This window comes from Haloprofundus halophilus (genome assembly GCF_003439925.1).
Classification (GTDB): Archaea; Halobacteriota; Halobacteria; order Halobacteriales; family Haloferacaceae; genus Haloprofundus; species Haloprofundus halophilus.
In genome coordinates this window covers 1566316-1589128 of sequence record NZ_QQRR01000001.1, presented here as the reverse complement: position 1 = coordinate 1589128, position 22813 = coordinate 1566316, and the positions used below count along the sequence as shown (strand labels likewise).

Below are 22813 nucleotides of genomic sequence, written 5' to 3'. Positions count from 1 at the left end.
TATTCTTATCTTGGCCCTGAATTAAGAGTTGTCCTCCCCGTCAGGGAGGTGCCGCGAGCGAAGCGCTTAGGCCGCGAACGCTCGTACTGGAACGCATGTCCGACGACCCAGCTATCACCCTGTACCGATTACAGGCGTGTCCGTACTGCGAGCGCGTCGTCCGTAAACTCCGGGAGTACGACCTCGATTACCGGTCGCGGTTCGTCGAACCGATGCACTCCGAGCGCAACGTCGTCAGGCGAATCTCCGGCAAGCGGACCGTTCCGGCCATCGTCGACGAGAACACGGGGTTGACGATGTCGGAGTCGGCGAACATCGTCGAGTATCTCGACAAGACGTACGGCGAGGCGGCGACCGACGGCGGTGTGGACGCCGACAACGGAGGTGCGGCGTAGTGGTCGACTTCGAGGTCGTCGAACTCCCCGAGACCGACCACGTCGACGTCGGCGACACGGCGCCCGACTTCACCCGACCGCTCGTCGACGCCGAGTACTGGGAGGACGCGTCGCTGTCCGAACTCACCGCCGACGGGCCCGTCCTCCTCGTGTTCTACACGATGGACGGCGCGTTCCCGGCGACGTACGTGTGGAACGAGATCCGCGACCGTAACTGGGGTGACACGCTCACCGTCGTCGGCCTCTCCATCTCCTCGCCATACGAACACAAGACGTTCATCGAGGAACGCGAGATGTCGTACTCGCTGTTCTCGGACCCGCAGAACGGCGTCGCCGCCGAGTACGGTGTCGAGAACGACCTCGACGGGATGGCGGGCGTGGCCGAGGCGCGCCCGGCGGTGTTCCTGCTCGACGACGAGCGCACCGTCGAGTACGCGTGGGTCGCCAGCGAGTGGCCCGACTTCCCCGACTACGACGAGGTCGAGGCGGCTATCGACGACCTCGTCTGAGCCGAGCGACGACCGAACGCAGCACGCTTTTTTATCCGAGCGCCTACCCACGGCTATGGACACAGTCGCAGACGCCGTCGCCGCGGTCGAACGCGGCGAGGCGGTCGTCTATCCGACGGAGACGGTGTACGGACTCGGCGCGGACGCGCTTGACGCCGACGCTGTCGAACGCGTGTTCGAGTTGAAGGGCCGCGCTCGCGACAAGCCGCTGTCGCTCGGCGCTCCGAGCGTCGACGCGGCGCTCTCGTACATCGACCCGACCGACCGGGAGATTCGGTTCATGCGCGAGTTCCTCCCCGGACCCGTGACCGTCGTCACCGCCCGCCGAGAGGTGGTTCCCGACGCGCTCACCGCCGGACGCGAGCGCGTCGGTATCCGGGTCCCCGACCACGACTTGGCGCTCGAACTCCTCTCGGAACTCGCGCCGACGCCGCTGACGGCGACCAGTGCGAACCGGAGCGGGGCCGGAAGCGTCCGCCGTATCGACGAACTCGACTCCCGAATCCGCGACGCGGTGGGCGCGGTGCTCGACGACGGCGAGGCACCCGGCGCGGAGAGCACGGTGGTCGACGTCGGCGAGAACGTCGTTCACCGCCGCGGCGCGCGCGCCGACGACATCGAGGCGTGGCTGAAGCGGGAGTGACTCCTCCGGAATCGGCGCTCACAGTCCGAGTAACGACCGGAGCGACCGCGTCTTGACCCCGCATCGACTCCGGTACTCGCACGACGAACACTTGTCGCTGCCGCGGAGTCGCGGCGGCGGGCCGTCCATCGACCGCACTGTCCGAACCGCGGTTCGGTACGCCGCCTTCGCGCGGGTCGTCAGCCGGACCGTCCGCACGGCGCCGACTGCCGGATACTCGACGAGGGCTCGGGGTACCTCGCGCTCTTCTTCCCACGAGAGCGCCTTCGCCGCCGCGACGGCACGCACTTTCTGCGGCTTCCAGACCCCCTGCTCCGGCGGGTGGCCGGGCGAGACGAGCGTCGGTATCGGCGGGTCGTCTTCGGACTCGTCCGGGAGAATCTTGTGCGCGATTCCCCGCGCGTCCCTCCCGCGAAGCAGGCGGTCGCGCTCTGCGGGGTTACAGAGACTCGTCCACTCGTCGCGTTCGCGGAGTCGGTCGAGCGCACGCCGATACTCGTCGGGTTCGACTGCGACGGGAAGCCCTCGAATCGCCTCGTCGTCGGCGTCGACCAGTTCCTCGTAGCGAAACGCCAACTCGCGAACGTCGGCGACCTCCGACGGCGGTCCGCGGTCTTCGTCGCGGCGAGCGTAGTACAGTTGTCGCGGACAGTACGTCGCCCGCGAGAGGTCGGTGAACGTCGGCACGCGGCGGGTTGGTCCCGTTCCGGTATTTGAATCTACGGCCCGGTTCGGTGCTGTGCAGTATCGTGCTGTGCGGAGCGGTTCGCCGAGCCGTTCGACCGCGAGTGAGGCCGCGAGGCCGAGCGAGCGGCCTTTTTGGTGCAGATTTTTGCGCCGAGCGGTTCGCGCTCTGCGCGAACCCGAGGCGTAAAAAGGTGCGTCAGAAGGAGACGTTCGTCTCGATATCTTCGGTTGCCTCTTTCAGGCCGTCCTCGCGGGCGGTCTCGACGAGGCGCGCCGAGAGGTCCGAATCGGTGAGCAGTTCGGCGAACTCGTCGCGGAACCGGTCGTTCGCCCGCGTCGAGCGTTGGTCGGCCTCGACGACCGCCGAGTACCGGCGGACGGTCGACTCGTCGCTGTCGAGTTCGGCGGCCCGGTCGCTCATCGGCACGTCGTCGACGACGAGCGTCCGTAGTTCGTCGAGTGCGAACGGCGCGTCGCGGTCCGACTCGCTCACGAGGTGGAGGTCCATTCGCGCGTCGAACAGTTCCGACTCGTCGAGATTCAGCTCCGCGGCCAGTTCCTCGTCCGACTGCTCGTCGTAGAATCCGCGGACGACCTGCACGAGCGTCGCGGTTTCGAGGTCGTTCGCGAACTCGTACCGGTTCCGCATCGTCGTGACGAGTTCGTCGAGTCGTCGCTCGATGTTCTCCTCGTCCTCGGTCAGGGACCCCCGCCCCTCCTCCTGACTCTCCGTGACGGTATCCGAGCCGGTGGCATCGATGAAGATGTCCCGGAGTTCCGCCGTCTTCTCGTCCATGGTGGCTATTAGACATCCCTGCCGTACAAAAGCCTACTGCCAACTCACACGGGGTACGGAATGTCGTAAACCGTGGTGTTAAAGTGGGTTTACGAAACAATCGAACCATGGCCACATCGACAGACAACGTCGAACTCGTCGGCGACGAGACGGCGAAGAACGTCGCCCGCGCCGCACTGTTCGCGGCGCTGGTGGGCGCGTTCGCGTACGTCTCGTTTCCGAACCCAGTGTCGCCCGCGCCGGTCACCTTGCAGGTCCTCGGCGTCTTCCTCGCAGGAATCATGCTCGGCCCCGTCTGGGGCGGCGCGGCGATGGTGCTGTATCTCGCCGCCGGCGCGGCGGGCGTCCCCGTCTTCACGGGCGGTGGAGCCGGCTTCGGCTCACTGCTGGCCGACCCGACGCTCGGCTACCTCTGGTCGTACCCCGTCGCCGCCGCGCTCGTCGGCGTCGTCGTCCACCGAGGCCTCTCGCTCCGAGAGTACCGCGAGGCGAGCACGCCGCTGCTCGTCGGCGCGATGGTCGCCGGCACCGTCGTCGTCTACGCCTTCGGGATGGTCGGGCTGATGCTGACACTCGGTGTCGGCGTCGGCGAGGCGTTCGCCGTCGGCGCGGCCGCCTTTCTGCCCGCCGAGGCGCTGAAGATCGCCGCCGCCGTCGGTATCGTCCGTTCGGACGCCGTCGCCGCCGCATAGGATGATAACGGTCCGCAACCTCACGCACCGCTACGGCGACACCGTCGCCGTCGACGACGTGTCGCTCACCGTCGAAGACGGCGAGTTCCTCGTGCTCGTCGGCGCGAACGGCTCCGGCAAGTCGACGCTCGTCCGCCAGTTCAACGGTCTGCTCGAACCGGATTCGGGCGAGGTGTCCGTCGACGGCAGAGCGGTCCACGAGGACCTCGTCGCCGCGCGTGTCGCCGTCGGCATGGTGTTTCAGGACCCGCGGGACCAGCTCGTCGCCGCCACCGTCGGCGCCGACGTGGCGTTCGGCCCGGAGAACCTCGGCCTCTCTCACGCCGAAATCGACCGCCGCGTCGACGCCGCGCTCTCGGCGGTGAACCTCGTAGGACGGGAAGACGAACGCGTCGCCGACCTCTCGGGCGGCGAGCGCGAACGCGTCGCCATCGCGGGCGCGCTGGCGATGGAACCGACGCATCTCGTGCTGGACGAACCGTTCACCGGTCTCGACGAACCCGCGCGGCGCTCGGTGCTCGACCGTCTCCGGGCGCTCCGCGCCGACGGGACGAGCGTCGTCGTCGTCACCCACGACCTGCGGGACCTCCTCTCGCTTTCGGACCGCGTGGTGGCGATGGCCGACGGTCGAGTCGTCGTCGACGGCGACCCCGAATCGGCGTCGACCCGCGAGTCGCTCGCGGACCTCGACGTGCGCGTCCCACCGGTTGACCCGTGCTGACGTACTCGCCGGGCGACTCGCTCGCCCACCGCCTCGACCCGCGGACGAAACTCCTCGTGCAGTTCGCTTTCGTCGGTGCCGCGTTCGCCCACGAGACGCCCCGAGGCCTGCTCGTGCTCTCGGGTGTGACCGCCGCACTTCTGTCGTCCTCGGGTCTCTCGCCCCTCTCCGCGCTGCGGGGGTACCGCTTCGTGCTCCCGTTTCTCGCCGCCGGGCCGCTCGTCTCGGCGCTGACGCTCGGCCCGCCGTGGGTCGTTTTCGCGGACGCCATCGACCCCGCGCTCGCCAGTTATCGCGCCCTCCTCGTACTGTTCGTCACCGCCGCCTACGTCCGGTCGACGCCCGTCCGCGAGACGCGAGCGGCCGTCCAGCGCACCGTGCCCGGGAAATTCGGACAGTTCCTCGGTACGGGAATCGCGCTCGTGTTCCGATTCTTCCCGCTCTTGCTCTCGGATTTGCGGCGCACCCGCGAGGCGATGGCCGCCCGACTCGGCGACGAGCGACCAGTCGTCGAGCGCATCGAACTCACGGCGATAGCGGGCCTCGGTCGCGCGTTCGGGCGCGCAGACCGACTGTCGCTCGCACTCCGCGCTCGCTGCTTCGCTTGGAACCCGACGTTGCCGATGCTCCGGTTCGCCCGTCTGGACTGGCTCGGGTTTACCGTCGCGGCAGTTCTTGCGGCGTGGGCGGTCGTCTGACCCTCGCGCCGTCTACCGCTCCGCCCCGTTCGTGCTCTCTCGCGCGGCGAAGCGGGTGGCAAGATTTAACCGGTCCGTACCCCGGTGATTGAGTATGACAGATTTGCAGGTGGGCGGCGCGTTCGCGCCGTCTCCGGGCGTTCCAGCGGCGCTCCTGCAGGCGGAGGCGCCGACGCGTCCGACGTTCTGGACTATCAGCCACGTCGGCGAGGTCGTCTTCTACTGGCTGGCGGCGTTGGTCATTCTCGTCTTCGCCTACGGCGTGTACGAGCGGTTCGCCCGCTACACCCGCGGGAGCGACGAACCCGTCGACCGCCTCGCGGAACTCCCCGAGCGAGTCGGGACCGCCGCCCGAATCGCCCTCTCGAACGAGAAGCAGTTCGACCGCGACCTCTACGCGGGTGTGATGCACGCGTTCATCCTCTGGGGTTTTCTGACGCTGTTCATCGGGACCTCCATCCTCGCGTTCGACATGGACATCTGGACGAAACTGCTCGGACAGGGGTCGTTCTTCCGAGGGGACTTCTACCTCTCGTACTCGCTCGTGATGGACGCGATGGGCTTTCTGTTCGTCGTCGGCGTCTCCATGGCGCTGTACCGACGCTACGCCGTCCGCCACGACCGACTCTGGGGGAAACACACCTCGACGGAGGACGACGCGTTCGTCTGGACGCTGTTTCTGCTCGGTGTCGGCGGCTACCTCATCGAGGGGCTCCGCATCGCCGGCACCGGTTTTCCCGAGTTCGAGACGGTGAGCTTCGTCGGGTACTTCCTCGCGCTGGTGTTCGACGCCGCGGGGATGTCCGCCGGACAGGCCGAGTCGCTGTACTGGTTCGGCTGGTGGAGCCACTCGCTTCTCGCGCTGGGGTTCATCGCGTGGATTCCCTACGCCAAACCGTTTCACATGCTCTCGTCGTTCGCCAACGTCGTCACCCGCGACGAGAGAGCCGGGAGTCGGCTTCCGGGCGTCCCCGCCGACCTGGACCACGTCAACGCCGAGTCCATCGACGACTTCTCCTGGAAGGAGATTCTCGACCAGGACGCCTGCACGAAGTGCGGCCGCTGTTCGTCGGTCTGCCCGGCGAAAGCGTCCGGCCGGCCGCTCGACCCGCGCGACGTGATTCTCGACCTCAAATCCTACAGAGAGTCGCTCGACGCCGGCGAGACGGAGTCGAAGCCGATAATCGCCGACGGCGGTAACGCCGTCATCGACGCTTCGACGATGGAGTCCTGCATGGCGTGTATGGCGTGTATGGACGCCTGCCCGGTCGAAATCGAGCACCTCAACTCCTTCACACGGATGAACCGCCAGCTCACCGACGAGGGCGCGGTCCAGTCGAACATGCAGGACGTCTTCGGCAACCTGATGCAGAAGGGCAACACGTTTGGCGACCCGCCGCGCAAGCGCGCCGACTGGGCCGATACCCTCGACTTCGACCTCACCGACGCCCGCGAGGAGGAAGTCGAGTTCCTCTGGTACGTCGGCGACTACCCGAGCTACGACGACCGAAACAAGAAGGTCGCGCGCTCGCTCGCCACGCTGTTCGAGCGCGCGGGCGTCTCCTTCGGCATCCTCTTCGACGACGAGAAGTTCGACGGCAACGACATCCGACGCGTCGGCGAGGAGTTCCTCTACCTCGAACTCGCCGGCCACCACGTCGAGACGTTCGAGGAGTGCGAGTTCGAGAAAATCGTCTGCACGGACCCGCACTCGTACAACACGATGAAGAACGAGTACCCGGAGATCGACTTCGGCGAGTTCGCCGACGACCCCGTGATGCCGTTCGAGTACGACGAGTACTGGAACGAAGAGGGCGAGATTCCGGTGTACCACTGGTCGCAGGTCGTCGAACAACTCGTCTCCGACGGCCGCCTCGGCCTCGACGGGACGGAACTCGACTACACCGTCACCTACCACGACCCGTGTCACCTCGGCCGCTACAACGACGTGTACGAAGCACCCCGAGACATCATCGAAGCGACCGGCTGCGACCTCCACGAGATGCCGCGCAATCGCGCGGACTCCTTCTGCTGCGGCGGCGGCGGCGGCGGGCTCTGGATGGAGTTCGACGAAGAGCCGAAACCCAGCGAAAAGCGACTCCGCGAGGCGCTCGAAGACACCGACGCGGGTTCGGCGGTCGAGAAGTTCGTCGTCGCCTGTCCGATGTGCATGACGATGTACGAGGACGGGCGGAAAACGGGCGACTTCGAGGACGACATCGAAATCGTCGACGTCGCCGAACTGCTCATCGAAGCGCTCGACGCGAAGGCGGAGACGGCGACCGCAGCCGACGACGCACGTCCGGCGACGGCCGACTGAGTCGCCCCACGCCGTCTGCGTCGTCTACGACGCCGCTCTCAGTCGCCCTTGTACTCTTTTCTGAAGCCGCGGAACTCGGTGCGGTGGGCCTCCTCGTCGGCGAGAATGGTCACGCCGATGTCCTCGGTGACGGGGTCGCCGGCCTCCTCGGCCTGCTCGATGAGCGAGCGGTACGTCTCGATAGCGTCCTCCTCGGCGTCGAGCACGCCGTCGATGACCGAGTACACGTCCGTCGTGTCCTCCGGCGGCTGGAGCGTCTCCTGTCGGGGTTCGAACTCGGCGGAGCCCGGCGGCTGCTCGTCGAGCTGTTTGAGCCGCTCGCCGAGCATCTCCGCGTGGCCGAGCTCCTCCTGGATGTCCTCGCGGAGCGACTCCTTGACCTCCTCGGCGCTGACGCCGTCGAGCACGATAGAGTTCGTCAGATAGTTCATCACCGTCTCTATCTCGTCCATGTACGCCTGCTTTAGCGTGTCCGTGACTTCTTGCGAGGTCATTACACTAGTGAGTGCCACATCCGACGTTATCTAACTGGGTACCGGTCGCTCTCGGGGACTCTCGTCTTCGAGAGGAGGTCCGCGGCGACGGACGGCGGCTCAGTCTCGACTCGCGTCCACGTCGATGGCGTCGACGGGGCAGATATCGACGCAGAGCATGCAGTCGATACACTGGTCCTCGTAGGTCGGTTCGACTTTCTTCTCGCTCTCGGGGTGGTCGGGGGTGTCCACCCACGTGAACACGTCGACGGGACAGTTTTCGAGACACGCGCCGTCGGCGAAGCAGATGTCGTAGTCGACAGCGACGTGCGTGCCGTGGATGCCGAGTTTCTCCGGCGGGTCGACGGGTCCCCACACGTCGACGCCGTTCTCCTCGCCGACTTTCTCCAGGTTTGCGTCGAAGTTCGGGTCGATTCCCATTACCGAACGGTGAGAGAGTCAGCTACTTAAGGGCACGTCTCTGCGAACGGCGTGAGCAGATGGCTCGTCAGCCGAGTCGGACGAGTCTGATGGCGTCTCCGCGAGCGAACGGCTCGTGGCGTCGTCACCCCATTACTGCCTTTGGCGTCCGATTCGTTTCGACCCGGTTTGATAGCCACCGCCCGCGAAGCCGGCGTATGGAACCCGTCAACGAAGCCGACATCGACTGGACCGAGACCGAGCGCGACGACACCCACTTCCGACGGAAGAAACTCGCCAGCGCCGCCGGCGGCGACCGCCTCGGCTGCAGTCTCTACGAACTCCCGCCCGGCGGAAACTCGTGGCCCTATCACTTCCACACGGGCAACGAGGAGGCAATCTACGTACTCTCCGGTCGCGGCACGCTCCGTCTCGACGGCGACGAGTACGACCTGCGAGAAGGCGACTACGTCGCACTGCCGGCCGGCGAGGAGAGCGCCCACCGAGTCGGCAGCGACGGCGGCGGGACGCTCCGTTATCTGATGCTGTCGACGATGGACGACCCGGACGTGAGCGTCTACCCGGATTCGGGGAAGGTCGGCATCTTCGCCGGGTCGGCTCCCGGCAGCGACGCCCCGCGAGTCGTCGAGGGCTACTACCGCCGCGACGACACCGTCGGCTACTGGGAGGGGTGAAAAACGGGGAACACTAAGGGGGCGGCCGTCGAACGGGAGCGTATGTCCGCGCCACGTCTCGTCTACGACGACGACTGCGGCTTCTGCACGTGGTGTGCCGTCGTCGCCGACCGCTACGGCGAGTTCGAGTTGATCGGCTTCGCGGAACTCGCCGACGACCAGCTCGCGCGCCTCCCGGCGGACTACGAGAACTGTGCGCATCTGCTCACGGACGAGACTGTCTACTCCTGCGGAGCGGCCGCGGAGCGAGTGCTCGCGGCGTTGCATCCCGTCTTCGACGGTGTGTTTTCGGTACTCCGTCGAGTGCCGGCGTACCCGTCGCTCCGCGAGCGACTCTATCGGTGGGCCGCCGACCGACGGGCGGTCTGGGGACGGTTCGTCAGTCGGTCGTCGGTCTGACGGGGCGGCGAGACGGCGGCGCGTTCGCCCGGTTCGGGGACCGAGGGCCAGTTATTCGATGGTTCGGCGGATGTAGCCGAGTACGGCTTCGCCGGGTTCGACGTCGCGTTCGGGTGCGGACTCCAGATACGTCGCGAGCATCTGTCGGAGCCTCCGGAGTTCGCTGTCGGTGAACGTTTCGTCCTCTTCGACCTTCTCGCGGAGGGCGTGTTCCTGCATCGGCTTCTGCCCGGTGTCGAGCGTGCGCTCGATGGCCGCGAGAACGGCGGCGTGGACGACCCACGACTCGGCGTGCGTGAGGTCGAGTTCGGCTGAGCCGTTGTACGCTGGAGTGGTCATGGCTCGCCCGACGCTACGTCGTCGACAGGTAAAGCCTCCCCGTCCGTGTCACAACCGAAACGTACATCCCTAACCGGTATAGGTGCTCGATTTCCAACGTCTGCGGCGTCTCTGCGAAAACTGATTCAGAAATTGACTGTAAGATAGTCGAACTGGTTATTCTCTCCGCGATTGCGATATTTCTCGAAGACTACTCGAACGCCGCAATCCCGGTTTCTCACCGCGATTGCGATATTTCTCGAAAAGCTACTCGAACGCCGCAATCCCGGTTTCTCACCGCGATTGCGATATTTCTCGAAGACTACTCGAACGCCGCAATCCCGGTGAGATCCTTCCCGAGGACCAGCGTATGGATATCGTGGGTTCCCTCGTAGGTGTACACCGTCTCCAGGTTCGAGAGGTGCCGCATCGGCGAGTAGTCGGTCGTGATACCGTTGCCTCCGAGCATCTCGCGGGCGATTCGCGCCTGGTCGCGCGCCATCCGCACGTTGTTGCGCTTGGCCATGGACACCTGCTCGGGTCGGAGGTCGCCGCGCTCTTTCAGGTCGGCGAGGCGGTACGCGAGCAACTGACTCGTCGTGATCTGCGTCGCCATCTCCGCGAGTTTCTCCTGCTGAATCTGGAAGCGTGCGATTGGGCCGCCGAACTGTTCGCGGTCGGTCGCGTACTGCCGCGCCGTCTCGAAGCAGTCGCGCGCCGACCCGACCGCGCCCCACGCGATACCGAACCGCGCCTGCGTGAGACACGAGAGCGGGCCTTTCAGCCCCTCGACGCCCGGGAGGACGTTCTCCTCGGGGATGCGGACGTCGTTGAGGCCGATCTCGCCCGTGATGGACGCGCGCATCGAGAGCTTCTCGTCTATCTTGTTCGTCGTCACGCCGTCTCGGTCGGTCTCGACGAGGAACCCGCGAATCGGCGACCCGTCGGCGGAGGTGTCGCGCGCCCAGACGACGGCCACGTCCGCGATGGGCGAGTTCGTGATCCACGTCTTCGAGCCGTTGAGGACGTACTCGTCGCCGTCCCGAGAAGCGTTCGTCGCTTCTCGGGGGTCAGCCGAGGTTTCCTCGGCGGAGTCGCGCTCCGCACGCGTCTCCATCCCCGAGGGGTTCGACCCGTGGTTCGGCTCCGTGAGACCGAAACAGCCGACGGCCTCGCCCGTCCCGAGCTCCGGGAGCCAGCGCTCTTTCTGCTCGTCGCTGCCGAAGGCGTGGATGGGGTACATCACGAGCGCGCCCTGCACGCTCGCCATCGACCGGATGCCCGCGTCGCCGGCCTCCAGTTCCTGCATCAGCAGTCCGTAGGCGCGCTCGCCTACGTTCGGGAGGCCGTAGCCGTCGAGGTTCGGCGCGTAGAAGCCGAGTTCGCCCATCTCGGGGATGAGCTCCTCGGGGAACGTCCCCGCCTCGTAGTGGTCGCCGATCTCCGGTTTGACCTTCTCGTCGACGAACCTGCGGGCGGTGTCGCGAATCATCCGCTCCTCCTCGTCGAGGTCGGCCTCCAAATCTACGTAATCGAGCATGTAGGACTCTGCGCGGCGTCGTGTGAAAAAGTGTTCGTAAGTGTTGCCTGTTGCCTGTTGACGCACCCGCCGCCGAGATGGCTCAGACTTCCGCCGCCTGCCCCTCGCGAACGCGCTTCGCGTGCGCGACGAAGTTGTCGAACAACTGCTTGGCCTCGCAGGCGGCGTCGAACTTCTCGCTCGTGATACCGGAGAGCACCTCGTCGACCCGCTCGTCGCCGAGTCGCTCGCGCTTGCCCTCGGTCACCTCGCGCGCCGTCTCAACGTCGTACTCGGGGTGGAACTGCACGCCGTAGCTGTCGCCCGTACGGAAGGCGTGGACGCCGAACTCGTTTTTCGCCAGTAGCTCCGCGCCCGGCGGCAGTTCGAGGACCGCGTCGCCGTGGGTCGTGAACACGGTAAACCGGTCGTCGATGCCCTCGAACAGCGGGTCGTTGTCGAGATGCTCGACCTCGTTGTAACCGATTTCGAAGTCGTCCATGCCGCCGACGCGCCCGCCGAGCGCCTCGGCGAGCACCTGGTGGCCGTAGCAGACGCCGAGCACGGGAATCCCACGCCCGGCGGCTTCGGCGACGTAGTCGACGAGCGGCGGTATCCACTCTTCGTCCCAGTACACGGAGGCCCGAGAGCCGGTGACGACGACGCCGTCGTACTCGTAGCCGTCGGGAAGCTCTCCCTCGCTGGCGGCGAACTCCACGAGGTCGGCGTCGAGTTCGCGTCTGAAGTTCCGTCTGGTGCTTCCGCTGCCGTGAGAGGCGTCGAGAAGCGCGAAGCGAAGTCTGCTCATGCTGGAGACTGAGTCTCTCGGGGGTCAAAGGCGTTGCGTCCGGGCGAATCCTGCCGACGTCTATGGGGTGGGTCTCAGAGATACTCCACGTCGGAGTGCTCTTCCAGAAACGCCAAGAGGCGGTCGTTGACGTCCTTCGACGTTTCGACGCCGACGAGGTGACCCGCGCCGTCGACCGCCTCGAACGTCCCGCGCGGGAGGTCGTCTGCGAGTCTCCGCCCTCGTTCGACGGGCCACGCCGAGTCGGCGGTCCCGTGGAGGACGAGGCTCGGAGCCGTAATCTCGTACAGTCGGTCGCTCGCGTCGAACCGCTCTACGGCGGTCGTCTGTGCGTCCCACACCCGCGGCGACGCGTCCTCGTCGGCCCGCCACGTGACGATTCGGTCGACGACGTCGGGGTGTCGCTCGACGAACGCCGCCGAGAGGGCCGCTTCGGTCGCCCGGCGGAGTTCCTCGGGGTTCCTCGGGTCCGCGCGCAGCGAGTCTACCCCCAGTTCGGCGCCCGTCGCCGCCGTCGCCACCAGTGTCAAACTCGCCACGCGGTTCGACGAGAGCGCCGTCTGGAGAGCGACCATCCCGCCGAGACCCGCGCCGACGAGGTGCGCTTTCCGGACCCCGTGGTCGGCGAGGACGACTTCGAGGTCCTGTGCGAGCTCGCCGACCGTGTACGATCCTTCCGGGGCGTCCGAGCGACCGACGCCGCGCTGGTCGTAGACGAGACTCTCGAACGGCCCGGCGACGGCGGCGTGCTGCCAGCCCCACTGCCACGCGCCGTAGCCCGCGTCGCCGACGAACGCGACGGTTTCGCCGTCACCGTCGGTCTGGTAGTGAAGCGAGACGCCGCCGTTCGTTGCGGTAGTCATTGACGGATGCTCGTCTCTCGACACTGTCAGCGTTACGTCTGCGAGTCGCGGAGAAAGAGACAGAGGGACCGACCGTCCGCGAGCCTACGCGTTCAGAACGTTCCGAAGCACGTCGGGCGCGCTGTCGAGCGCCTCGTCGAGGCTGTCGACGTCCGGGCCGCCGCCCTGCGCGAAGTCCGCGGGACCGCCGCCGCCGCCGCCGACCCTCCCGGCGAGTTCGCCGACGACTTCGCCGGCGTTGATGGCGACGCCGTCGGGGACGCTCACGACGAACTGGGCGCTGCCGCCCGCGCCGCTGCCGAGGACGGCGACCTTCCCGTCCTCTGAGAGCGCGGTGGCCGTCGCGCGGAGTTCGTCGGTGTCGGTGTCGAGTCGCTGGACGACGGCGGGCGTCCCGCCCACGTCTATCTCCTCGGCTTCGGCCGCGGCGCGAGCCTCGGCGAGTTCCTGCTTCAGGCGGTCTATCTGCTTACCGCGCTCCTTCCACTCGGTAAAGAACCGCTCGGCGGTGTCCGGCACGTCCTCGGGGTTGACGTCGAGCACCTCGGCCGCGTCGCGCAGGTAGTTCTCCGTCTCCTGAGTCGCGCGAATCGCGGCGTCGCCCGCCGCGAAAATGATGCGCTCGACGCCGTCCTGCACGGGCTCGGTGGTGAGGATTTTGATCGTGCCGATGTCGCCGGTCCGCTTGACGTGCGTGCCACCGCAGGCCTGGATGTCGTCGGCGACCTGGATGAGTCGAATCTGCTCGCCCGGCGGGATGCCGCCCTGATAGAGGTCGAAGCCGTACTTCTCCTGTGCGTCGTTGCGGTCGGGCCACTCCTGTTTCACCGGGACGTTGTCGCGGACGAGTCGGTTGGCGACGCGCTCTATCTCCTCGACCTGCTCGCGCGTGAGCCGCTCGTAGTGGGTGACGTCGAAACGCGAGCGCTCGACGCCTTTCTGCGCGCCCGCCTGTCGGACGTGGTCGCCGACGACCTCTCGGGCCGCGTAGCCGACGATGTGCGTCGCGGTGTGGTGTTGCATCAGGCTGCGGCGACGTTCGATGTCGACCTGCCCGCGGACGAACTCGCCCTTGCCGGGGTCGGCGTCGGTCCGGTGGAGGATGACGCCGTCGCGACGCTGCACGTCGCTCACTTCGACGGAGCCGTCGTCGGAGACGAGATGGCCGTGGTCGGCGGGTTGACCGCCGCCTTCTGGGTAGAACATCGTCTGGTCCAACACGACGTCGTAGCCGTCCTCGCGCTCGAACACGTCGAGGACGACGGCCTCGAACTCCGTGCGCTCCTGGTCGTCGTAGTAGAGTCGCTCGGTCTCCGGGAGGTCCGAGAGCCGTTCGTCGCGCTCCGTGGCCGCCTCGGTCTGCTGGGGCGTCTCGTGGCGCGCGGCGACGAGCGAGTAGAAGTCGTCGGGAATTTCCACGTCGACGTCGCGCTCGTCGGCTATCTCCTGCACCATGTCGGGCTGGATGCCGTGGCTGTCGTACAGCTCGATGAGCTCCTGCGTCGGAATCGGCTCGCCCTTCTCGGCGAACTCCTCGGCCAACTGGCGGACGCGCCGACCGCCGCGTTCGAGCGTCTCGCGGTACTTGCGCTCCTCGGTGCGGACGATGTCGCGAACCGTGTCGCGGTTCTCGTAGCCGAGGCGCTTGGCCTGCATGTCGACGAGTTCGTCCAGCGGCGCGTCGACGCCGACGTTGTCGACCAGTCGCTTCGTTCGTCGAAGCACCATCCGCGAGAGGTAGCCCGTCCCGACGTTCGAGGGGACGATGCCGTCGCCGAACATGTACGCGAGCGTCCGACAGTGGTCGGCGATGGCGTAGATGTCTTCGAGCGGCCGCATCAGTTCGGTCAACTCGTCGGCGTCGGCGTCGAGTCGCCCGGCGATTTCGGAGCGAGCCGTCTTCATGTCCTCGGCCTCGTCGATGTCCATCGCCCCGGCGAGTTTCGCGGCGCGGTGGACGAGTTCCTCCTCCTCGTCGGTGTGGTCGATGCCGGCGTTCTCCTTGAGGAACGCGATCATATCGGGGTAGACCGCCTCGTACACCGTAGGGGTCCCCTGGCTCATCCACGTCCAGCGTTCGAGACCGTAGCCGGTGTCGACGATGTACGTGTCCATCGGCGAGTACCGGTTGCCGTCCTTCAGTTCGTACTCGCCGTCGGGGTCCTGCTCCATCGACATGAAGACGAGCGTCGCCAGCTCCGCGCCCTTGTAGATGACCTCGATGGCGGGACCGGCGTTGCCGCCGCCGACCCACGGGTCCTCGATGTACGTTATCTCCTCGACGTTCGCGCCGAGGCTCTCGAAGAACTCGTCGCAGTACTGCACCGTCTCGTCCTTCCAGTACACCTCGCCCTCGTAGGCGTACCGGTCGCCGACCTCCTCGCGGGCGTTGAACGCGTGGTGGGCCATCATCTCGAACGCCATCGTGTGGCGGCCCGTCTTGCCGACGTTGTCGATGTCCTGCATTCGGATGCACGGCTGACTGATGCAGAGCGGGTTCGCCGGCGGCGGCGTCTCGCCCGAGGTGACGAGCGGCTGGAAGTCGTAGATGGACGCCTGCGTCAGCAGCACGTCGTCGCGCCAGCGGTTCGCCGCGACCGGATACGGTTCGATACGCGTGTGGCCGTTCTCCTCGAAGAACGAGAGGAACTCCTCGCGCATCTCCTCCATCGTGTGCGATTCGGCGAACCCGGGGTCGCCGATGAAGCTGTACTCGTCGCACGGCGGTTCGCCGCACGTCTCGCGGTCGTGGTCGCGCGTCCAGAAGTGGGCACCGCAGGAGACGCACTCCTTGCGTTCGAAGTCGTTCTCTTCGAAATAGTCGAGACGATACTCCGATTCGAGGCTGCTCATTGGTTCTGTTTGGCCGATGACCGGCTAAAAGGATTCGGGAACGCCGGGCGGCGTTTCGCCATCGGTTTGTCGGGAGAAGCGTTAGGCTCCCGGCGTCCCTCACGGTGAGTATGGAACGCACGCAAAGCCGAACGCTCCCGGACGGACGCTCGCTCGCGACTGCACTGGGGTTCGTCGTCCTCGTCAACGCGGTCGGTGCGGCGCCCGCACTGCTCGCCGGCCCGGACACGGCGTGGTTCGCCTCGCTCGAGAAACCGTGGTTCTACCCGCCGCCCATCACCTTCGGCGTCGTCTGGACGGCGCTGTTCACGCTGCAGGGAATCGCCCTCTGGTTGCTGTGGGAGCGCCGCCCCTCGTCGGCGGTTCGAGCCGCGTACGCCGCCTTCGCCGCGCAGTTCGTCCTGAACCTCGCGTGGACACCCGCGTTCTTCGCGCTCCAGCTGCCGCTCGTCGCCTTCGGTATCATCGTCGCACTCTGGGTCGCCGTCGTGGTCACCATCGCGCTGTTCGCCCGCGTCGACCGCCGCGCGGCGGCGCTTCTCGTCCCCTATCTGCTCTGGGCGTCGTTCGCCGCCGTTCTCAACTTCGAAATTTGGCGGCTGAATACCTCGCTCGCCCCGATGCTGTAACGGTCCCCGGCGATTCGTCATCGACTCCCCGACCGACCGAACACTCACCTTCCGGGGCAGAGGCTCCGTGAATCTGGATTTTCTCGCCGTCCGATTGGCTCCGGAATCGTTATGTTGGGGCTGAAACACTAATCTGAGTAATACTCTCTCTCATGCCAACCAAATCGTCGGTCAAGGTGCTTCTCGTCGCGGACGCCCCCGCCGAGAACGTCGACGCCGTTCTCGACGCCGAGGAGACGGTTTCGGTCCGGCGGTGCGGCTTCGACGCCGTGGACGAGAACCTCGCGGGCGTCGACTGCCTCGTTCTCACCGACACGTTCTCGCTCTCGGGTGCCGCGCGCGAGATTCCGACGGTTCTCTGTACGCACGGTTCGCCGACCGCGGTGGACAGTCCGCAGCGGTACGACGCGTTCGCGCCCGCCGAGACCCCGTCGGTGCTGCCGGCGCAGATTCGGTGGGCGACGCGTCGAAACGACAGCGCGAACCGCCGTCGAATCGCCAAACTGCACGGGGGCGCGGCGACGCTCATCGGCGCTCGAAGCGCCGCCGAACTGTACGAGTCGACGATCGACATCGCCTCTCGGGTGCTCGCGTTCGACACCTGTTACGTCGGCGTCGTCACCGACGACCCGACGGCCGACCGCCAGGACGTCGCAGACGGCGACGAGTGGGTCGTTCCGGAGGCGATCTGTCCCTCCTCGGCGCACGTCGACGAACTGCCGGTGTCGCGCGGCGTCGCCGGACGGACGTACCGAACCGGCGAGTCGCTCGTCATCGACGATTTGCACGCGCATCCGGTGGCCGAACCCTCGGACGTCGCCTACCAGTCGGGTCTCAGCGTCGCGCTCGGCGACGACGCCGTCTTCCAGGCGATCTCGACGCAGCCCGACGCGTTCGACGAGACGGACCTCCACCTCGCCGAGTTGCTGGTGACGTACGCGACGGAGACGCTGTCGCGTATCCGCTCGGAGGAGGCACTGCGACGGCGCCGCGAGGAAATCGCCCGTCTCCACGAGGCGACGACGGACCTCGTCGGCTGCACGGACGAAGACGAACTGTACCGACGGGCCATCGAGACGGCCGAGAACGTCCTCTCGTTCGACTCCTGCTACATCCGGATGGTCGAAGACGGGGAGTTCCGCATACGCGCGGAGTCCGACACCGACCACGAGTGGGAGATACAGACGATTCCGGTCGACCACGGCCTCTCCGGGTGGACGCTTCGCGAGAGCCGCTCGTACCTGGTGGACGACGCCCAGACCGACGCCAAATCCCAACCGGTGAGCAACAACTACCACGCGGTGCTCAGCACCCCCATCGGCGACGCGGGCGTGTTTCAGGCGTTCTCGGCGACACCCGCCGCCTTCGACGAGCGCGACCTGGAGTTCGCCGAGATTCTGGTCTCGTACGTCCGGACGACCCGTTCCCGGATTCGCTCCGAGCGGACGCTCCGCGCGCGCGAACGCGAACTCACCGCCGAGCGCGACCGACTCAGCGCGCTGTTCGAGAACGTCCCCGACGCCGCCGTCGCCTACGAGTTCGTCGACGGCGAACCCATCGTCCGGCGCGTCAACTCGGCGTTCGAGGAGATATTCGGCTACGACGCCGACAGTATCGTCGGCGAGAACGTCGACGAGTACATCGTCGGGGAGGGCGTCGACGGGACCGACCCGAGTTCCGCCTCGCGGCTCAACCGGCAGCTACAGGACGGCGAGAGCCTCCGCCGCGAGTGCCGACGACTCACCGCCGACGGTCCGCGGGAGTTCCTCCTCCACGTGGTCCCGCTGGCCATCGGCGAGACGAACGTCGCGGGCTTCGCTATCTACACCGACATCACCGAGCGAACCCGCCGCGAGAAGCGCCTCGCCAGGCAGAACGAACAGTTAGAGGAGTTCGCACACATCGTCTCGCACGACCTCCGAAACCCCCTGTCGGTCGCCGTCGGCCACCTCTCTATCGCGCGCGAGACCGGCGCCGAGGAGTCGCTCGACGCCGTCGAACGCTCGCTCGGCCGGATGGACGACCTCATCGACGACCTGCTGTCGCTGGCGCGGGCGGGCCGAACCGTCGAAGAGCGGACGCCGCTGGACGCCGCCGATATCGCGATGCGGGCGTGGGGCGGCGTCGACACCTCGAACGCGACGCTTCACTCCGATGGGCCGATAGCCGTCGACGCCGACGAGAGCCGACTGCGCGAACTGTTCGAAAACCTCTTTCGCAACGCCGTCGAACACGGCGGCGACGCGGTCTCCGTCTCGGTCGGTCCGGTCGACGACGGCTTCTTCGTCGCCGACGACGGACCCGGCGTCGACGAGGCGGACCGCGAACGCGTCTTCGACCGGGGTTTCTCGACCGGCGGCGACGGCATCGGCGTCGGTCTCCACATCGTCCGCACTATCGCGGAGGCGCACGACTGGTCGGTGACCGTCTGCGACAGCCCCGAGGGCGGTGCCTGTTTCCACTTCGTCACCCACGAAGCGGACGACCAGTCCGGCGAATCCGGCGCGGACCTCTCGGAGGAGGCGTTTCCGACGCTCGGAACGAACAGCGGTCCGCGCGGCGAGTAGGCGGTACTGATTCGTTCGGAGCACCGCGCTCGTCCGGCGTCCGCACCCCGTCTACGCCGACTCGACGGCCACGGGAATGCGGTCGAGCGCCTCCTCGACGTCGGCCGCGGAGACGTCCCAGTTCGTACAGAGTCGGACGGTCGTCTCGCCGAACGCCCCGCAGGCGACGCCCTCGTCGACGCAGGCGTCGACGAACTCGTCGGCGGTCAGCCCCGCGCCGGCGACGTCGACGACGACGATGTTCGAGTCGGGCGTCGGCGCGCGGAGGCCGTCGATGGCGTCCAGTCCGGCCGCGAGCGTCCGGGCGTTCTCGTGGTCCTCGGCGAGTCGGTCGACGTTGTTGAGCGCGAGGAGGCCGGGCGCGGCGATGATACCCGCCTGACGCATCCCGCCGCCGAGCAGTTTTCTGGTCCGTCGGGCGCGGTCGACGAACTCCTCGTCGCCGGCGAGAATCGAGCCGACGGGCGCGCCGAGCCCCTTCGAGAGACAGAACATCACGCTGTCGACGTTCTCGACCAGGGATTCGGGGTCTTCGTCGAGGGCGACGGCGGCGTTGAACACGCGCGCGCCGTCGAGGTGGACCGGGACGCCGAGGTCGTGAGCCGCCCTCGCCGCGGCGTCGACGTGTTCTTTGGGGACGGCGACGCCGCCGCGACTGTTGTGCGTGTTTTCGAGCGACAGGAGACCCGTGCCGGGTCGGTGGAGGTCCTCCTCGACGTAGCGCTCTCGGACCTGTTCGGGCGTCGGGACGCACCGGTCGCCGCAGTCGATGGTTCGAACTTGGAGCTGCGAGAGCTGGGCGATGCCGCCGAGTTCCCACTTGACGACGTGGGCCTCTTCGTCGCAGAGGATCTCTTGACCGCGGTCGGTGTGGACTCTGATGGCGATCTGGTTGCCCATCGTCCCCGAGGGGACGTACAGCGCGGCCTCTTTGCCGACGAGGTCGGCCGCGCGGCGTTCGAGCTCGTTGACGGTCGGGTCGTCGCGGTAGACGTCGTCGCCGACGTCGGCGTCGCGGGCGGCCTCGCGCATCTCGTCGCTCGGCATCGTGACGGTGTCGCTCCGGAGGTCTATCATACAACGGCGATACCGGCGCAGCGAGAAATAGTCGGTGGTGGCGGAAACGGAGGGGCAGACGGCCGTGAAGCGAATACGATGGCGCGCGGCTCAGTCGCCCTCCGTGGCGACGGGTCGCGCGCGAGGGATGAGCGAACGAAGTGAGCGAATCGGATGGGGAGGCTGTGGTGCGGTCTCTCGGCGCGCCCGGCAGCAGAAACACACCTCCTCTTCACCGGCAGCTCCGCTCTCTGTCCCAGTTCTCGGGTCAGCGGTCACTCACCGACTCGCCGCCCACGCCGCGAAATCACGAAATCCAGACGACAACTTCGAAAACCGTATCCACTCACCGCAAGAACCCCGTGTCATGGACCCGCGTATCCGCGAACACGCACAGACCATCGTCGACCACTCGACGGATATCGAAGCGGGCGACAACGTCGTCGTCCACGTGCCGAGCGAGGCCGAGGACCTCGCCGTCGCGCTGCACGAACTCATCGGCGACCGCGGCGCGAACCCCATCTTCCTGAACAACTCCGACCGCGCCGAGCGGGCGTTCCTCCGCGCGCGCGAGGACGAGTTCGACACCCCGGCGCACAAGCTCGCGCTCTACGAGGAGATGGACGTGTACATCGTCGCCCGAAGCGGCGGTAACGTCTCCGAGAAAGCCGACGTGGCCCCCGAGACGAACGCCGCGTTCCGCCGCGCAGAGCAAGAAATCCTCCACGAGCGCCTCTCGAAGACGTGGTGTCTCACCCAGTACCCGACGACGGGTCACGCCCAGCTCGCGGGGATGAGCACCGAGGGCTACGAGAACTTCGTCTGGGACGCCGTCACGCTCGACTGGGACGCCCAGCGCGAGTTCCAACAGCAGATGGTCGACCTGATGAACGACGCCGACGAGGTGCGCATCACCTCGGGCGAGGAGACGGACGTGACGATGAGCCTCGCGGGCAACGAGACCATCAACGACTACGGCGAGGCGAACCTCCCCGGCGGCGAGGTGTTCACCGCGCCGGTCAAGGACAGCGTCGAGGGCGACGTCTACTTCGACCTGCCGCTGTACCGCTACGGCCGCGAAATCGAGGGCGCGCGCCTGACGTTCGAGAACGGAAAGGTCGTCTCTCACAGCGCCGAACGCAACGAAGAGCTACTCACGAGCATCCTCGACACCGACGAGGGCTCTCGCTACCTCGGCGAACTCGGCATCGGGATGAACCGCGCCATCGACCAGTTCACCTACAACATGCTGTTCGACGAGAAGATGGGCGACACCGTCCACATGGCCGTCGGCAGCGCCTACGCCGAGTGCGTCGGCGAGGAGAACGAGGTCAACGAGTCCGCCGAACACGTCGACATGATCGTCGACATGAGCGAGAACTCGACCATCGAACTCGACGGCGAAGTCGTGCAGCGCAACGGCACGTTCGTATTCGAAGAGGACTTCGAGTAGAGGAGTTAGCGGCTTTTGGTCCAGCTTTTGCGGGCGAACGCGAGTGAGCGAGCAAAAGGTGGAACTGGGACGTTCGTATTCGAAGAGGACTTCGAGTAGAGGAGTTGGCGGCTTTTGGTCCAGCTTTTGCGAGCGAACGCGAGTGAGCGAGCAAAAGGTGGAACTGTGACGTTCGTATTCGAGGAAGACTTCGAGTAAACAGCCTGCGCGCTCGCACCTCCTTTTCTCTTCGGTGTTCGGACGGTCGTCGCTACACTACGTCCGGGTCGTGACGCTCTGCCCACAGTGTGTACTCGGTGAGCATCGAGACTGCCCATCCGACAAAAACGACTCCAGCACTAGAGAGAACGACAGTGAAACTGCCGACCGCCGGGACGAGAAGCGACCCGACGAACGCGACCGTACCGACGGTACAGAACACACAGCCGACCCACAGAAGAACTCGCCGACGGCGGTCCATCGTCTGACGTCGTTCACGAAGCAGATTTGTGACGGAGAGTGCAGTGAGAACACCGACGAACGTCGCACCAATTGCGAACCCTTCTGCGAGTCCGTGTGCGAAGCCGTCGCCCGGCGGGTCGGCAGGAATAGTCGAGAGAGTGTAGAGACCGTAAACGAGAGCGATGAGAGACATCAACCCGCTCACGGCCGCGAGAGCTATCGAGAGTCTATCCAGACGCATAGCGTACCAGACTGGTCAATGCACGATAAGCTTTCTCTGGGAAGTCCTGCCGGCCAGAGCCGAAGCGTCGTAGAGCCGGAATGCCGCAAAGCCGTCGCTCGCGGCCGGATGAACGCCGAGAACGAGTCGAACTCCGCCTACTCTTCGACGTCGAGTTCGAACTGCTGGTTCTCGACGACGGCGTTGAGCACGACGCTCGTGTTCGACTCGCGGATGTCCGCGTCGGTGAGCAACTCCTTGATCTGCCGGTTCATGCCGTCGGTGTCCGTGAACTTGCCGATGGCGATGACGTCGTAGTCGCCCGTCACCTCGTACACCGATATCATCTGCTTCTGCTCCTGCAGTCGCTCGGTGATGTCGGGGAGCGCACTGCCTTCGACTTTCAACTGGATGACGGCCGTCACGTCGTAGCCGAGCGCGTCGTAGTTGACGATGGGCGTGTAGCCTTCGACGACGCCTTCCGCCTCCAGGTCGCGGAGGTGGTTCGAGATGGTCGTGACCGACACGTCGAGTTCTTCGGCGAGACTACGAAGGCTCGCGCGTCCGTCGCCAAGCAGTGCATTGATGAGTTTTGCATCGAGGTTTTCGTACGTCATTACACCCACGCACACACTGGG

General features: G+C 66.4%; 24 protein-coding genes. 12 read left to right on the top strand and 12 right to left on the bottom strand.

Annotation, left to right across the window (positions count from 1 at the left end):
* Positions 1–95: 95 nt before the first annotated feature.
* The 3 genes from DV709_RS08000 to DV709_RS07990 are packed head-to-tail and all read left to right on the top strand — an operon-like array spanning position 96 to position 1547.
* Positions 96–395 (top strand): glutathione S-transferase N-terminal domain-containing protein, encoded by a 300-nt coding sequence (locus DV709_RS08000; protein ID WP_117593459.1) that lies wholly within the window; start codon positions 96–98, stop codon positions 393–395.
* Positions 395–904: a redoxin domain-containing protein gene (locus tag DV709_RS07995; protein WP_117593457.1), complete on the top strand. Its 510-nt coding sequence runs from the start codon at positions 395–397 to the stop codon at positions 902–904. Before DV709_RS08000 ends, DV709_RS07995 begins: the two co-directional genes overlap by 1 nt.
* Before the next feature lie 55 nt (positions 905–959).
* The gene (locus tag DV709_RS07990) at positions 960–1547 is read left to right on the top strand and encodes an L-threonylcarbamoyladenylate synthase (protein WP_117593455.1); all 588 of its coding nucleotides are present in this window, start codon (positions 960–962) and stop codon (positions 1545–1547) included.
* An 18-nt stretch (positions 1548–1565) separates the two neighbouring features.
* On the opposite strand, the gene DV709_RS07985 is transcribed toward DV709_RS07990, so the two are convergent.
* The gene (locus DV709_RS07985; protein ID WP_117593453.1) at positions 1566–2234 is read right to left on the bottom strand and encodes a CRISPR-associated protein Cas4; all 669 of its coding nucleotides are present in this window, start codon (positions 2232–2234) and stop codon (positions 1566–1568) included.
* Between the two features lie 196 nt (positions 2235–2430).
* Positions 2431–3030: a conditioned medium-induced protein 4 gene (locus DV709_RS07980; RefSeq protein WP_117593451.1), complete on the bottom strand. Its 600-nt coding sequence runs from the start codon at positions 3028–3030 to the stop codon at positions 2431–2433.
* Positions 3031–3137: 107 nt separating this feature from the next.
* Between DV709_RS07980 and DV709_RS07975 the strand changes: the two genes are divergently transcribed.
* The 4 genes from DV709_RS07975 to DV709_RS07960 all read left to right on the top strand — a co-directional run bounded on the left by DV709_RS07975 (position 3138) and on the right by DV709_RS07960 (position 7461).
* The gene (locus DV709_RS07975; RefSeq protein ID WP_117593449.1) at positions 3138–3722 is read left to right on the top strand and encodes a biotin transporter BioY; all 585 of its coding nucleotides are present in this window, start codon (positions 3138–3140) and stop codon (positions 3720–3722) included.
* Between the two features lies 1 nt (position 3723).
* Positions 3724–4443 carry an energy-coupling factor ABC transporter ATP-binding protein gene (locus DV709_RS07970; protein WP_117593447.1) on the top strand — a complete coding sequence of 240 codons (720 nt, stop codon included), beginning with the start codon at positions 3724–3726 and terminating at the stop codon, positions 4441–4443.
* Positions 4437–5141 (top strand): energy-coupling factor transporter transmembrane component T family protein, encoded by a 705-nt coding sequence (locus DV709_RS07965; protein WP_117593445.1) that lies wholly within the window; start codon positions 4437–4439, stop codon positions 5139–5141. Before DV709_RS07970 ends, DV709_RS07965 begins: the two co-directional genes overlap by 7 nt.
* 94 nt (positions 5142–5235) lie before the next feature.
* Positions 5236–7461 (top strand): (Fe-S)-binding protein, encoded by a 2226-nt coding sequence (locus DV709_RS07960; protein ID WP_117593443.1) that lies wholly within the window; start codon positions 5236–5238, stop codon positions 7459–7461.
* Positions 7462–7499: 38 nt separating this feature from the next.
* On the opposite strand, the gene DV709_RS07955 is transcribed toward DV709_RS07960, so the two are convergent.
* Complete coding sequence (locus DV709_RS07955) at positions 7500–7955, bottom strand: ferritin-like domain-containing protein (RefSeq protein WP_117593441.1); 456 nt, start codon at positions 7953–7955, stop codon at positions 7500–7502.
* Between the two features lie 99 nt (positions 7956–8054).
* Positions 8055–8375 (bottom strand): 4Fe-4S dicluster domain-containing protein, encoded by a 321-nt coding sequence (locus DV709_RS07950; RefSeq protein ID WP_117593439.1) that lies wholly within the window; start codon positions 8373–8375, stop codon positions 8055–8057.
* A 197-nt stretch (positions 8376–8572) separates the two neighbouring features.
* Here DV709_RS07950 and DV709_RS07945 point away from each other — a divergent pair, with 197 nt between their 5' ends.
* Together DV709_RS07945 and DV709_RS07940 are read left to right on the top strand one after the other, a co-directional pair.
* Positions 8573–9049, top strand: a complete 477-nt coding sequence (locus tag DV709_RS07945) for a cupin domain-containing protein (RefSeq protein WP_117593437.1) — start codon at positions 8573–8575, stop codon at positions 9047–9049.
* Between the two features lie 42 nt (positions 9050–9091).
* The gene (locus DV709_RS07940) at positions 9092–9448 is read left to right on the top strand and encodes a thiol-disulfide oxidoreductase DCC family protein (RefSeq protein ID WP_117593435.1); all 357 of its coding nucleotides are present in this window, start codon (positions 9092–9094) and stop codon (positions 9446–9448) included.
* Between the two features lie 51 nt (positions 9449–9499).
* Here the strand turns inward: DV709_RS07940 and DV709_RS07935 are convergent, their stop codons facing one another.
* The 5 genes from DV709_RS07935 to alaS all read right to left on the bottom strand — a co-directional run bounded on the left by DV709_RS07935 (position 9500) and on the right by alaS (position 15809).
* On the bottom strand, positions 9500–9787 hold the full coding sequence (locus DV709_RS07935; RefSeq protein ID WP_117593433.1) for a DUF7853 family protein: 288 nt from the start codon (positions 9785–9787) through the stop codon (positions 9500–9502).
* Between the two features lie 301 nt (positions 9788–10088).
* Complete coding sequence (locus DV709_RS07930; RefSeq protein ID WP_117593431.1) at positions 10089–11306, bottom strand: acyl-CoA dehydrogenase family protein; 1218 nt, start codon at positions 11304–11306, stop codon at positions 10089–10091.
* 82 nt (positions 11307–11388) lie between these two features.
* On the bottom strand, positions 11389–12093 hold the full coding sequence (locus DV709_RS07925) for a type 1 glutamine amidotransferase (RefSeq protein ID WP_117593429.1): 705 nt from the start codon (positions 12091–12093) through the stop codon (positions 11389–11391).
* A gap of 74 nt (positions 12094–12167) precedes the next feature.
* Positions 12168–12956, bottom strand: coding sequence for an alpha/beta fold hydrolase (locus tag DV709_RS07920; RefSeq protein WP_117593427.1), 789 nt, complete (start codon positions 12954–12956; stop codon positions 12168–12170).
* An 84-nt stretch (positions 12957–13040) separates the two neighbouring features.
* Positions 13041–15809, bottom strand: a complete 2769-nt coding sequence (gene alaS, locus DV709_RS07915; RefSeq protein ID WP_117593425.1) for an alanine--tRNA ligase — start codon at positions 15807–15809, stop codon at positions 13041–13043.
* 110 nt (positions 15810–15919) lie between these two features.
* Here alaS and DV709_RS07910 point away from each other — a divergent pair, with 110 nt between their 5' ends.
* Together DV709_RS07910 and DV709_RS07905 are read left to right on the top strand one after the other, a co-directional pair.
* Entirely contained in the window at positions 15920–16438 is a 519-nt protein-coding gene (locus tag DV709_RS07910) for a TspO/MBR family protein (RefSeq protein ID WP_117593423.1), read from the top strand.
* A 152-nt stretch (positions 16439–16590) separates the two neighbouring features.
* The gene (locus DV709_RS07905; protein ID WP_157972686.1) at positions 16591–19005 is read left to right on the top strand and encodes a GAF domain-containing protein; all 2415 of its coding nucleotides are present in this window, start codon (positions 16591–16593) and stop codon (positions 19003–19005) included.
* A gap of 51 nt (positions 19006–19056) precedes the next feature.
* Here the strand turns inward: DV709_RS07905 and DV709_RS07900 are convergent, their stop codons facing one another.
* On the bottom strand, positions 19057–20082 hold the full coding sequence (locus tag DV709_RS07900; protein ID WP_117593419.1) for a threonine aldolase family protein: 1026 nt from the start codon (positions 20080–20082) through the stop codon (positions 19057–19059).
* Between the two features lie 346 nt (positions 20083–20428).
* Here DV709_RS07900 and DV709_RS07895 point away from each other — a divergent pair, with 346 nt between their 5' ends.
* Positions 20429–21514 carry an aminopeptidase gene (locus DV709_RS07895; protein ID WP_117593417.1) on the top strand — a complete coding sequence of 362 codons (1086 nt, stop codon included), beginning with the start codon at positions 20429–20431 and terminating at the stop codon, positions 21512–21514.
* A gap of 250 nt (positions 21515–21764) precedes the next feature.
* Here DV709_RS07895 and DV709_RS07890 read toward each other — a convergent pair whose 3' ends face one another.
* A complete protein-coding gene (locus tag DV709_RS07890) occupies positions 21765–22196 on the bottom strand; it encodes a hypothetical protein (protein ID WP_117593415.1) in 432 nt (143 codons plus the stop codon).
* Positions 22197–22333: 137 nt separating this feature from the next.
* On the bottom strand, positions 22334–22792 hold the full coding sequence (gene lrp / locus DV709_RS07885) for an HTH-type transcriptional regulator Lrp (RefSeq protein WP_117593413.1): 459 nt from the start codon (positions 22790–22792) through the stop codon (positions 22334–22336).
* Positions 22793–22813 lie beyond the last annotated feature (21 nt).